The sequence below is a fragment of the Proteiniphilum sp. genome, assembly GCF_040307845.1.
Taxonomy (GTDB): domain Bacteria; phylum Bacteroidota; class Bacteroidia; order Bacteroidales; family Dysgonomonadaceae; genus Proteiniphilum.
This window is the reverse complement of record NZ_JAWRIS010000056.1, coordinates 26,661-38,969: the sequence shown is the minus strand read 5'-3', so window position 1 is coordinate 38,969 and position 12,309 is coordinate 26,661. Positions and strand designations below refer to the sequence as shown.

Genomic DNA, 12,309 nt, shown 5'->3' with positions numbered 1-12,309 from the left:
AGCATGGCAACAGCATTGAATAACCTATCGTCTTACGATCCTACGGCAGTTCCCGGGGGAAAAGGAAAACGGGTAGGCATTGTGGTCTCCGACTGGAATTCGTCTGTCACTCACAGTCTGCTCAACGGAGCAACCCATACATTACTGAAATTCGGCATATTGGCCGATGATATAATCATTGAACACGTACCCGGCAGTTTCGAGTTGACCTACGCCGCAAAGGTGATGATTGAAAAAGGAAAAGTAGACAGCGTTATCATTTTAGGTTGTGTCATCCAGGGAGAAACACCGCATTTCACTTTTGTCTGCGACAGTGTGACAGAAGGGGCCACCCAACTGAATCTCAAATATGATATTCCGGTGATTTTCGGACTCCTGACTACCCTTACGCTCGACCAGGCACAAGCCAGAGCGGGTGGCAGGCACGGAAACAAAGGTGACGAAGCGGCCATCACCGCATTAAAAATGATGGATCTTCAATCGAGATATAAATAATTTTAGTATCTTTGCATCCGCAAAAAGGGCAGTTACCAGAGTGGCCAAATGGGGCTGACTGTAACTCAGCTGGCTTACGCCTTCGGTGGTTCGAATCCATCACTGCCCACTGGTTCAATGAGCCAATGATTCAATCCCGATAACTTGTCCCGATTTATCGGGAAATCGGGATTAGTGAATTGGCACTACTTTGTCCCGGCTGCTCGGGATTACTTGCGGAAGTAGCTCAGTCGATAGAGCATTAGCCTTCCAAGCTGAGGGTCGCGGGTTTGAGTCCCGTCTTCCGCTCTAAAGAGGAGAGGAGAATTTATTCCGGTATGCTGGAAAGTCTCCTCTTCCTCTTATCTAAAAACGATTATTCTTTCGTCAGGATGATGGCCGCACCACCACTTGTAACCAGTTCCAATTCAATTAAACTGTCTGTATTCACTTCCATTTCCTCTATATCCAATGCATACGGATTTGTTTTCCAGTCGGCGCCCTTGCCGTCTTTAAAAATTTTCGCCCGATATGTAGCTCCTTTATCCAAGAAATCCAGCGACAATGACAATTTACGGCTATCGGCATTGGTGATGCTTCCCACATACCAGTTTTCACTTTCCCGGTCTTTACGGGCTATGGTTACATATTCACCTATTTCGGCATCAGGAACCACTGTCTTCGACCAGTTTGTAGGGCATGACGTAATAAATTCGAAAGCCGGATTATTTTCATAATTCTCTATCATATCGGCAGCCATCTGCAAAGGACTGTACAGGACGACGAATTCGGCCAGTTGTTTTGCCAGTGTTGTCTGAGGCCTTGTATTGGGGAATACGGGATTCTCGAAGTTGAATATTGCCGGCGTGAAATCCATCGGCCCTGCCAATCCACGGGTAAAAGGAATAATGGTGGTATGTTCGGGAGGATTTCCTCCGTCTGCCGACCATGCGTTATATTCCTGTCCCCTCACCCCCTCCTGGGTCATCAGGTTAGGATAGGTACGCTGCAAGCCCGTAGGCATCGCAGGTTCATGATTGTCTATCATGATCCGGTATCTGGCAGCCGTCTCTATCACTTTACGGTAATGCCGCACGCCATACTGGCTGCTGTGCCTTTCCTTATGGTCGAGCAGAGCACTGACATAACCCGTTTTAACCACATCGACACCAAGCCTGTTGTAAAAGGCAAATGCGCTGTCCAACTGCGATTCGTAATTGATGGTAGCACCGCCCGTTTCGTTGTGTCCGATGAGTTTGACGTTTTTACCGGCAGCATACCGGCTGATTGTCTCCATATCGAAATCGGAGTAAGGACGCGTAAAGCTGAATTTGTCACCCTCTCTCGTCCAGTCGTTTTCCCATCCGTAGTTCCAGCCTTCGACCAGTACGCCCGAAAAACCGTGCCTGGCGGCAAAATCGATATACCTCATCGTGTTTGCAGTGGTGGCTCCATGCTTAGGTCCCGGTGCCCACGTGTATTTCTCCATATGCATGCCCCACCAGACACCTATATACCTACCGGGTTTTATCCACGACGTGTCTTCTATTTTGCAAGGCTCGTTGAGGTTGAGCATCAGCCGGGAGAGTATAAGGTCGCCCGGTTTATCCGCAATGATAAGCGTCCGCCATGGTGTCACACCCGGCGCTTTCATAAACACCTTTTCACCTGTAAACCAGGGTGTAAGATCAGTTTTCAGGGTAGAAGTCTCATCTATGGGAGTCAGGTTCATGGCGGCATAATCGGTGAGGTTGGCCTCATGAATAGTGAGATACAACCCCTTGTCAGTTTTCATTGTCAGCGGTGTAGCTACCGTATCCAACTCATTGGCAAGCGTTTTTTTATATAATCCTTCATAATACTCCGTGGTATAGGTGGGAAATGACCATGCGGTATGATTTCCCGCAAGGGAAAACTCGGTCAGTTCGTCCATAATGACAAAATCCTTGAGGTTTTCCTGTTCCGGGAATTCGTAGCGGAATCCTATCCCGTCGTCAAAAGCACGAAAAACAACAGAGAACTTACGCTGCAATCCTCCGCTTTCCGCTACGCTCACAATCATCTGGTTATAGGTATTATCTACGGATATCTCCTCCCCCCAGGGCTGTTCCCACGTCTCGCTGAACGACGAATGGGTTATATCCGTTATTTTGAAACCTTCATGGAAATCGCCGTCTTTCAGGACAAATCCTAAAAATGATTTTCCAATGATCGGTGTATTGTCTTTGGAAACAGTATAATAAATACATCCATCCTCTATACCCGACTGAACCGTAATGGTTCCGTCGGGGGAATTTACCTTGACGTTTTGTACCGTCTTATTGCATGAATAAAAACAGCACAAAACGCAAAGTAAACCCAGTGACATTAATTGCTTCATATTTCTTTTTTCTTAATTTACTTTATATTCGTCCAATATGCTCCGGGCCTTGTCCTGCTGCAATGAAATGAAATAGTAGAAAGCCTGTGATAAGGCACTTTGTACTTTCAGGTTGTTCGGGTATTGCTTTTTCAAGACATAGTATTTATAGATGTCCTCTAATACAGGCGTATTGTATGAAATACCTGAGAACGTCTGTAGCTCAGATAAAAAGGAGTACCCGAATTCTTCGGTGGGTTCTATCATCGTACCTTCGCCAAAGTCGTTCCAAGTGATGAGTTGCAACATATCCACATGGTTGCTTTTCGCCATATTGAGTAAATTCCTGAAAGTCGCACCATCGGCATAATCTATGGATGACAAAACGCTTTCGCCCCATCCGCCTTCCTTATAGAAATCATGAAAACCCGGATATGCACCGCTCATAAATAACTCAAAATTATCTTTCGCCGCATATTTGGTATCCATGGATGTAGCGTCCACCCAGATATATTCGCCCTGCGCATTTTTTGTAGCGGCAGTATTGGTCGCTCCCGAATGTCCATAGAGCGCCAGGAAAGATGGTTTGGTGTTCAATACCGAAAGGATAGTACTCCAGTTATCGGGACTGGAAATTTCCTGTGGTCCGAAAACCAGCAACAATGGTTTTCCGTCCACCTTTATATAATTGCTTTTATTGAAAAAATTGGCTTCGAGATATTTCATATCGGCCTGGGCCTGTGCCATCTTTTCATCGGTTCCTTCCATCTCGGCTCTCAGGGTCTGGTCTTCGTACACGATGGCTAATTCCAACCCTACTTTTCCGGCTACGTCCATCAACACTTCGGTGTTTCTTTTGACAGCCGGATAATCATACAAATCCCGGGTTCCGTACCAGTCGACCAATAGCCCGTCTATTCCCGAATATTTCATCAGCAACAGGTGATACTCCAGGGCATCTTTATCGCCCGAAGCATAAGGCCCTATCAACGGATAATAATGGGCCGCAATTTCCCTTTTGCCATTTTCGTCCATATTATTCGGGTTTTTATTGGCCATGGTCCAGTGTTGTCCCCATGCTCCACCGTTGGTTTCCGGCGTTTCGAACCAAGGCATATAATGCACATAGAGTTTCATATCGTTGCTTTTTTGCGGGGAGGCAGGCTCGAATATTTCCACCGGATAAGGATCAATGATTGGCAGCTTATCTCTTTCACAACCATTTACAATCAATGATACAACAACTGTCAAAGCAGCATATAATATTATTTTCTTCATTTTCTTTACTCTTTATTCTTTACTCTTTATCCCAAAAGTCTTGGCTCTTGATTCTATAAGTCTTGGCTCTCTTCAATATCCCGTATTTTGCTTCAGGCTTGGGTTCAATGCCAACACATTGTGAGGGATAGGATACAAAGCCCTGTACTGGGGAGTAGTCCCTTTTTCCCACCATGCATTGAAGAATGTGCCGAAGCGGATGTTTGTAGTACGCCGTATACCTTCGAACACGAATTCATGTTTCCATTCCCTGTCCAGATCTTCCAGCGTCAATGTCGTCAGCGACGATAATCCGGCGCGTTCACGCAGCTGGTTTACAAGCGGTATGGCGTTGGCAGTATATCCCAGGCGGAAATTGGCTTCGGCCTTCATCATCAGGATTTCAGCATAACGGATAAGCACCCAATCGTTATCCCTCTCCCACTGGTCGTCGGATTGCACTTCATACTTGTTCAGGCGTCCCCCTTCGTTTTGCAGGGCGTTGGTATATTTTTCTATCTCTTCGGTATAAATAAGAGGGTTACCATTGTCCATCATAATTACAGATCCGGTTCCGACGTGTATCTGCTCCCCGACCAGCACGGATTTACGGCGTACGTCATTTTCATCGAAGGAGGAATACAATCCCGGTTGTGCAGAAATGCCATTTCCGCACCATGGATAAGAACCGTCGGCAGTGTAAGCGAATTTCTGGTTATAATGATAGGTCATCGAAGCCAGGTAATTCCCTACTGTACCTTCCTTATGGTCGTACGGTATGGCGAAGATAACCTCTTTGGAGATCTCGTTACGGGTCTTGAAATTCGTAAAATAATCGGGTTCCAGCGAATAGCCGCTTACCCGGTCGCAAGCATCGATACAGTCCTGCCAGCGTGCAGTACCGGTATATACTTCGGCATTCAGGTACAGGCGGGCTAACAGGCTGTTGGCCACATTTTGAGAGAAACCACCATACCGGATGCCGGAAGGCAGTTTATCCATGATGTCGAGCAATTCATCTTCCACAAACTTGAAAACTTCTGCCCGTGAAGAATTTGCCGGCAACTCCGATTGTTCAAAACTGGTGACGATAGGTACATTCCCAAATTTATCGATAAGCAAAGAATAGTAATAGGCGCGTAATCCTCTCAGTTCGGCCTTTACAATATCCTTGTCTTCTTCGGTCAATCCCGATTGGTCAACCTGGTATATGATGGAGTTTACATTGGCGATACCCTGGAAAGAGTATTTCCATGCGCTCCAGATAAGAATATTCTGGGGATCCCAGGTATGGAACTGAAGTTGCTGGTAACGGCCCCCGTCATACCAGTCGGTACCACGGGTAGGGATGCAGGCTTCGTCCGAAACACATTCTTCGAGAAAGAATACAAACTCGCAGGTGGGATAACAGATAGTTCCACCCTGATCCGAATCATTGAATCCCCTTAAGGTGGCGTATGCCCCACCCACAATCGTCTGTATTTCGGCAGCTGTCTTGCCGTAGTCGTCGGTCGACACCTTGTCGTACAGTTTTTCATCCAGATCGGTACATGCAGCGGCAAGTAAGCCGACAAGCGTCAATATAGATAATATTTTTACTTTCATACGATTATTTTATTTAGAATGATACGTTCAGACCAAAAGATACTGTACGTGGACGCGGATAAATATTATAACGGTCGATACCGGGTGACCCTATTTCTCCGGTGTCGGGATTGACCAGTTCGGTACTCACTTCAGGGTCTACCCCGCTGTATCCGGTAATGTTGAACAGGTTTTCTCCCGTCACATAAAACCTTACTTTGTTCAATCCCCATTTTTTGAAGTAATCCACGGAGTACCCCAGCGTAACCGATTGCAAACGGAAGAAGGACCCATCTTCCACCCAGTAATCAGAGAAAACGGGATCGGACTTGATGCCGCTCGACAAGAAATCGTCGGGCACGTTTTGTGCCGGAAGCCGAGTAGGATCATACATACTCATATAGGTAGCATTCAATACTTTCTGTCCAAACATACCATACGTGGCGATGCTCATGTCAAAATTCTTGTAAGTCGCATTCATGGCGAATCCCATATTCCACTTGGGTTGTGCGCTACCGAGGTATTCGTTTACGGGATTACCTTCGGCATCGGTATTGAGCACATATTTACCGTCCTTGTCCAGTCCTATACACCTGGGACCATAAAAAGCTCCTACCGGATAGCCTTCTTTGATGATCTGCGCATATATACCCGACAATCCTCTGAGGCCGTGCAATGAACCCGATTGTAATCCTGCATCCTGGAATACTTCGTTCGACAGTTTCGTGATTTCCTGTTTATTATAAGCGATGGAGAAATTGGCATCCCATGTAAAATCCTTCTGCCGCATGATATTTGCGCTTAAAGATAATTCCACCCCTTTGTTGGTCAGGTCTCCCACGTTCGCCAGCATGGTTCCCACCAGATAGGGTGGTTGGGGAACGGGATATGTCCATAACAGGTCCTTGGTCTTTTTAGAATACAATTCTATGGTACCGTTCACCCGGTTAAACAATCCGAAGTCGATACCCAGGTTAAACTGGGCTGTCGATTCCCATTTCAGGTCGGGATTGTGGTTTTGTATCGGTGTATACGATTTTTTCCATGTGCCGGTAGCCGGGTCATAATAGGATGCACCATCGGCACCCAACAGGGACAATGACTTGTAGTCGCCTATACCGTCCTGATTACCGGTGACACCATATCCCAGACGGAGTTTCAGGTTATCCAGCCAGTCAGAAGTACCCGTCATAAACTCTTCTTCCGACAGACGCCATGCTGCCGAAGCCGAGGGAAACCATCCCCATTTGTGATTCTCGCCGAAACGGGACGACCCGTCGTTACGCAAAGTCGCCGTGACCATGTAACGGCTCATGAAATTGTAATTGATACGCCCGAAGAAAGAAGCCAAGGCTGAACTCCCTTTGTATGAATAGACGTCCCCGGCCCGATAGTCGCCTCCCGCTGCCAGATTATTGTATAAGAATGCGTCGGTATCAAAACCTCTTCTGGTAGAGCCAAACCCTTCATACATATTGTCCATATAAGAATAACCCAGTAAGGCACCGAGTCTATGCTTTTCATTCAACTGTTTGTCATAATTCAGGTAGGTTTCTATCTGCATCACTTTATAATCACCCAGGCTACGTTCACCTCGTCCTTTCTCCGCCTGGCCTTCCATGACGGCATAAGTGGGCACGTAGAAACGACGTTGGCGGGAATTGTATTCATACGATACGTTGGCCGAAGCTTTCAACTCTTCCATCAGTTTAACTTCCACTTTTCCGTATCCCAGGAAACGGTGGCGGGAATCATCAGCAAAACGGTTGTTATTCAACTCCACGGGGTTTTCGGTATTGGTTCCGCCGATAGAAGTGTAATTACCGCTCCGGTCGTATACGGGAACAGTAGGGTTAAGGTTGGCCGAACGCTCAAAAATACGGGTATCCACGGGATTCCATTCATCAAAGTTCCCGGTGACACCGGCTTCCAACTTAATACGCCGGTCCAATGCATATTGGTGTGCCGCGATACTCCCGGAGAGGCGCTCCATGGCACTGTTCTCTATTACACCCTGACTGTTGAGATAAGTAAAGGATGCACTGTAACCGCCATTTTTACCTATATTGGTAAAAAACAGGTTGTGCGAATGAGTGATGGCCGTACGCTGCAATTCTTTTTGCCAATCGGTATTGCCGCCATAATCGATGGCATTGGGAATGTTGTTCTCCCTTACATATCCCCGCCACTGGTCGGCCGACAAAAGATCCATATTTTTTGCCACCGTACCGATAGCCACATAGCCGTTGTAATCGATGCTGCTCCTTTCGGTATCGCTGGCAGAACGGTTGGTTGTTACGATAATCACACCATTGGCTCCGCGTGAGCCGTAGATGGCCGAAGCCGAAGCATCTTTCAGGATATCGATCGATACTATTTCGGATGGCTGCACGGTATTCATATCCACACCGGGGATACCGTCGATAACGACCAAAGGCGAATTACCTGCCGAAAGAGACGTTCCCCCTCTCAACCTTACCGTCGCTCCTGCAGAAGGGTCACCCGAACCCTGGACAACCGACAATCCCGCCACCTTGCCTTGTAACAATTGCTCTGCAGAAGTAACCACACCCTGCTTGAAGTCATCCTTACTCACCGATGTGATGGCCCCTGTCAGGTCGGACTTGCGCATAGTGCCATACCCCACGCCTACGACTACCGTTTCTTGCAGGAGGATGGCATCTTCCTGCATAATGATCGTCATATTCTGCCGGGCGGGAAGCTGCTGCGTCACATATCCGATATAGGAAAATTCAAGTCTGCTTTCAGGTGGACAGTTCAACGAGAATTGCCCGTCGATATCTGTAGAGGTTCCGGTGTTTTCACCGATTACTTTTACGTTTACTCCTATCAAAGGTTCATTGTCTACATCGGTGACGACCCCTCTGACGGATATGTTTTGAGAAAATGCCTGTTGCCCGATACTCCATGCGCAAATGAATGTGAAAAGCAGGCGGACTGCATATCTGTTTTTTATTGTATTCAGTTTCATGTCGGTTTTCTTATTGTAAGTCTGATAATGGGACTAATGGAATATCTGTTTTTACGATCTCGCTGCCGTTCTGGTTGGTTACTACCAGATGTATCTTATCCAAAGAGGCATCACCGGAGAAGACCTCGAAAAGGTTGATGTAAGCCCTTAGATTCGCCAGAGTGCCTGTGAATTCGCCGGTGATGGTCTTTCCTCCGCCGGTAATGGTATAACTTAACTTACTGTTCTTTTCATTGTTCAACCTCACCAGGGTAAGCAGGTCCAACTGGCTAAAGCGTTGCGGGAAGAAATAGAAGACGGGGTCGGGCGGGATGGGTACTCCGGGAGCTAATATAGTGAAATTCTTTCCCCCCTCGTCGGTACCTACTTTTGCCCAGTCTTTGGCGGGGAAAAGAAATTCAATATTCTCCATTATAAAATCTTCTTCCACCCCGTAATATTCACGAGGAATGAAATCTATTTTATAGAGATTATTCCCGATAGGGGTAAGCTTGGTCTTTTCGGATACTTCCGGTATCCATGCCTGGTATTCTACCATAGCATCTGCCTGAAAATTATTGAGCCCGCTGTGCAGGTGGATTTCTTCACCTGCCAATCCGCCCTGGTCGCCTCCAACCCATATTTTTTCGGCATTGACGAGGAGAGAAAGAGGCTCGTTGAGATAAAACTTCTCCGGGAATATTTTCACCGGATCACCCGATTCGAGAAAAGAACGTACTTCCCCCACAGACCAGGTCATACTGAAAACATCACTTTGCACTTCATTCCCTTTTCTCTTGAGGCGCATCCAAAACCCTGCCGAGTTCTCGATATCCTGTACATTTGCACCAAAGTATTGTGTAGGTATAAGTGTTTTCTTCCATACCATGTCTCCCACATATTCGAGTTTGGCAAATTCGGAAGAGTTGTCGAAATTACCGGCATCGGGTTCGGTGGGCGACCATACCCACATATAGAGGTCCTCACCCTCCGAAAATCCCGAATCGGTCATGTCAAAATACCAGGTCACTTCCTGGTCCATAGCGTATATAACAGGATATGTCCATACTCGTGCCGGACCACCCAGATCATCTGTCGCAAAACTTTCTGCAGGTAATACCAGCGCCATAAGCACCCATAAGACGGGTATAATCATTTCTTTCTTGTCCATGGTTTATTCATTTGATTCGTTAAGAGGAGATAATTGATACACATACGACACAAAAGCCACGCCTTTTGATTTGCGTGTAAAGCGCAATTCCATCGTTCGGTTCGAACCGGGAATAGAAGTAACATACAATTCGCCTATCGCTGTGGTTTTCGCCGCATCCGAAAACAAATTAATTATGTTGGGACTGCCGTCGGTATTATGAAAAGAATAATCCAACGCCCAGTATCCTTCGGACGGAAAAAATTGGGGGGCAGAACCTCCTACTTTATAAGTAGTGGGTTCCTTGTCAGCGTCTACGTCCAGCGATATACTGAAAGTAGAGAAGTCGAACTGACCGGTTAATGTCATTTCGCTGGGTGATTGGGAATTGGCTTTGGCAATCTCGTCGACCTGTTTCAGGGAAGTGATTTTCCAGTCCCCGTTGATCTTTTCATATACCGTGATGGGCGCCACATAAGAGCCATCGTCGGTACTTTCGCATGCTGGAAAGGGTAAAAGCAATACCACCAGCAAAAGTGTGTAGAAATACTTGAATGTTTTCATTGTAACTTCACATTTTTTAATGATTCTATTTAGGTATAAATATACAATTATATCTATTCTTCTTACCGTATTGACAAAAGTGTCCGTATTAAATATTGCATTGATACAAAGATATCCGGTCAATCACACTCTTCCAACCCAAGGTAACTCCAATGTAACTTTTTTTTACATCGGATATTCATAAACACCTAATAATAACCAATATAAAAGGTGGCCTATCCCATCCTAAGTAAATGAGACAGTTGTATGGGATAGTGGTTTTTAACTGCAAAGTTGCCTTACTTTTTCTTCAAAGTCCCCTTTTTGGTCCAGGGCTTTTGATTTTACTTTACTTCGGTAGTTATAAATAGTGCGCAAACTGTAGTGAAGAAAAACAGCCATTTTATTGCTGTCGTTAATACCCAGGCGTATCAAGGCAAAGATGCGCAATTCCTGGTTTAAGGTAGTATTGTCGGTGATGATATATTGCTCTTCGGGGCGTAACAATGTATTGAATTCTTCCACAAAATCAGGGTAAATATTGAGGAACGCCTTATCGAAATTCTCATATAGTTCTTTTAGTTCTTTGGAGGAATCGGCCGTGGAACTCGTCATTCTTAAAATATCGTTCGTTTGGCCCACCTTTAGTTTTACATGTACAGACTGTTTAAATTTTTCCAGTTTTTCTATATACTCTGTACATATCTCCAAAAAATTACTGATAAACCTTTCCTTCAGATGGTTTGCCTCTGCTAATGACTTGTTGGTGAGGGACTGTTGATCATTCGCTTTTTTCAGTTCAGTATTCAATTCGTTCAGGCGGGAGTTGATCTCCATTATCTCCTTTTGCGCTTTTGCCAGTTTCCTCATTTGGCGTATAAGAAAAAAGATCGTCATCAGTAAGAAGAACGAAAGCACACTGATGGTAACCAAAAGGGCAGTAAGCATCTTTTGCTGTCTTACCCGGTCCTGTTGATATGCCCTGTCGATAACCGGAAGTATCCTGGCCGTCTGGAAATTCCGGAGACGGGCATTATAAAAATTCGCATCTTCCATACTTTTCTTTATATACCTGTCAGCCCGCTGTATTTCATTTTCATTGAACAACAGCAACGCCAGCGTCCGTAAGGAAGTATTTTCCATGATTGCTCCATGGATATCGGCCAATGCCGAAAGGGCGAGGAATTCTTTTTGTGTCTCCACGTCTTCCTTCCGCTCATAAAGGTTTGCCAGTAAAGAAGTGAGTATGGCATAATCCCGGTTAGTGGATGTCAGCTTTGAAAGCATCGATTGAAACACCGCCTCCGCTGTGTCAAATTCTCCCCGTTCCATATATTTCACTCCGAAATACACGGCATAATCATACGAATCTTCAGGAAGTAATTCGATCAGTGAATCCTGGGTTGCCTGTTTTTTTTCAAGCAATGACGAAGTATCGAAACCCTCGAGGTACTCCACCCAATAAACATACGTATCGTAACAGGCCTTATAATAATTGACCAGTTGTTGTCCGGAAAAAAGGCTCCTGTCCAAATCATCCAGGATATCAATGGCTTCCTGAAAGAATCCTCTTTGGGCTTCCACCAATGCTAAATTTATTTTGCTGTCTATAATCCAGGCAATATTATTTGTCGACTCGGCGGTCGATAACCTTTCTATGGAATATTTTCTCAGGGAATCAGATTGAAAAGCTTCATATCCATTCACAAGCTGGCTGTATATGATGTAGCGGCTTTCGGTAGTCTGGCCGGAATTATTCAATTGGGTTTTGATTTTTTGTATATAATTTTCTCTTTGTCCAATATAGGAATTCTGGTTCTTTACGGCATTGTCTATCTCCATCAACAAAGAGTCCAGGGTTGCATTATTTGCAGCAGGCAAACCTGTTGAAGCCAGGATTAATAGGATACAAAAAACAGATATAAAAAATTTCATGGAAATTATTTTCATCTTATACTTTACAAATATAAT

General features: G+C 45.4%; 8 protein-coding genes and 2 tRNA genes. 3 read left to right on the top strand and 7 right to left on the bottom strand.

All coding sequences use genetic code 11. From position 1 onward, the window contains the following. Positions 1 to 3 precede the first annotated feature (3 nt). From ribH to ABV001_RS12875, 3 genes are all read left to right on the top strand, one after another. Positions 4 to 495 (top strand): 6,7-dimethyl-8-ribityllumazine synthase, encoded by a 492-nt coding sequence (ribH, locus tag ABV001_RS12885; RefSeq protein WP_352423186.1) that lies wholly within the window; start codon positions 4 to 6, stop codon positions 493 to 495. Between the two features lie 26 nt (positions 496 to 521). Beyond that, positions 522 to 604, top strand: a tRNA-Tyr gene (locus ABV001_RS12880). A 106-nt stretch (positions 605 to 710) separates the two neighbouring features. Then, positions 711 to 783, top strand: a tRNA-Gly gene (locus tag ABV001_RS12875). Between the two features lie 67 nt (positions 784 to 850). Here the strand turns inward: ABV001_RS12875 and ABV001_RS12870 are convergent. The 7 genes from ABV001_RS12870 to susR form a co-directional block, all read right to left on the bottom strand. After that, a complete protein-coding gene (locus tag ABV001_RS12870; protein ID WP_352423185.1) occupies positions 851 to 2,854 on the bottom strand; it encodes a glycoside hydrolase family 97 protein in 2,004 nt (667 codons plus the stop codon). Between the two features lie 12 nt (positions 2,855 to 2,866). Next, positions 2,867 to 4,111, bottom strand: a complete 1,245-nt coding sequence (locus ABV001_RS12865) for a glycoside hydrolase family 99 protein (RefSeq protein WP_352423184.1) — start codon at positions 4,109 to 4,111, stop codon at positions 2,867 to 2,869. A gap of 72 nt (positions 4,112 to 4,183) precedes the next feature. Next, positions 4,184 to 5,695, bottom strand: a complete 1,512-nt coding sequence (locus tag ABV001_RS12860) for a RagB/SusD family nutrient uptake outer membrane protein (RefSeq protein WP_352423183.1) — start codon at positions 5,693 to 5,695, stop codon at positions 4,184 to 4,186. Positions 5,696 to 5,708: 13 nt separating this feature from the next. Continuing rightward, positions 5,709 to 8,666 carry a SusC/RagA family TonB-linked outer membrane protein gene (locus ABV001_RS12855; RefSeq protein ID WP_352423182.1) on the bottom strand — a complete coding sequence of 986 codons (2,958 nt, stop codon included), beginning with the start codon at positions 8,664 to 8,666 and terminating at the stop codon, positions 5,709 to 5,711. Between the two features lie 10 nt (positions 8,667 to 8,676). Further along, complete coding sequence (locus ABV001_RS12850; RefSeq protein ID WP_352423181.1) at positions 8,677 to 9,816, bottom strand: DUF8578 domain-containing protein; 1,140 nt, start codon at positions 9,814 to 9,816, stop codon at positions 8,677 to 8,679. 3 nt (positions 9,817 to 9,819) lie between these two features. Then, positions 9,820 to 10,359 (bottom strand): DUF5004 domain-containing protein, encoded by a 540-nt coding sequence (locus ABV001_RS12845; RefSeq protein WP_352423180.1) that lies wholly within the window; start codon positions 10,357 to 10,359, stop codon positions 9,820 to 9,822. Positions 10,360 to 10,620: 261 nt separating this feature from the next. Next, a complete protein-coding gene (gene susR, locus ABV001_RS12840) occupies positions 10,621 to 12,273 on the bottom strand; it encodes a SusR family glycan utilization regulator (RefSeq protein ID WP_352423179.1) in 1,653 nt (550 codons plus the stop codon). Between the last annotated feature and the right edge of the window lie 36 nt (positions 12,274 to 12,309).

Bases quoted from the DNA above. Each gene is read 5' to 3' on its own strand.
- ribH (WP_352423186.1), top strand. From the start codon at position 4: ATGGCAACAGCATTGAATAACCTATCGTCTTACGATCCTACGGCAGTT.
- susR (WP_352423179.1), bottom strand. From the start codon at position 12,273: ATGAAATTTTTTATATCTGTTTTTTGTATCCTATTAATCCTGGCTTCA.
- ABV001_RS12870 (WP_352423185.1), bottom strand. From the start codon at position 2,854: ATGAAGCAATTAATGTCACTGGGTTTACTTTGCGTTTTGTGCTGTTTT.
- ABV001_RS12865 (WP_352423184.1), bottom strand. From the start codon at position 4,111: ATGAAGAAAATAATATTATATGCTGCTTTGACAGTTGTTGTATCATTG.
- ABV001_RS12855 (WP_352423182.1), bottom strand. From the start codon at position 8,666: ATGAAACTGAATACAATAAAAAACAGATATGCAGTCCGCCTGCTTTTC.
- ABV001_RS12860 (WP_352423183.1), bottom strand. From the start codon at position 5,695: ATGAAAGTAAAAATATTATCTATATTGACGCTTGTCGGCTTACTTGCC.
- ABV001_RS12850 (WP_352423181.1), bottom strand. From the start codon at position 9,816: ATGGACAAGAAAGAAATGATTATACCCGTCTTATGGGTGCTTATGGCG.
- ABV001_RS12845 (WP_352423180.1), bottom strand. From the start codon at position 10,359: ATGAAAACATTCAAGTATTTCTACACACTTTTGCTGGTGGTATTGCTT.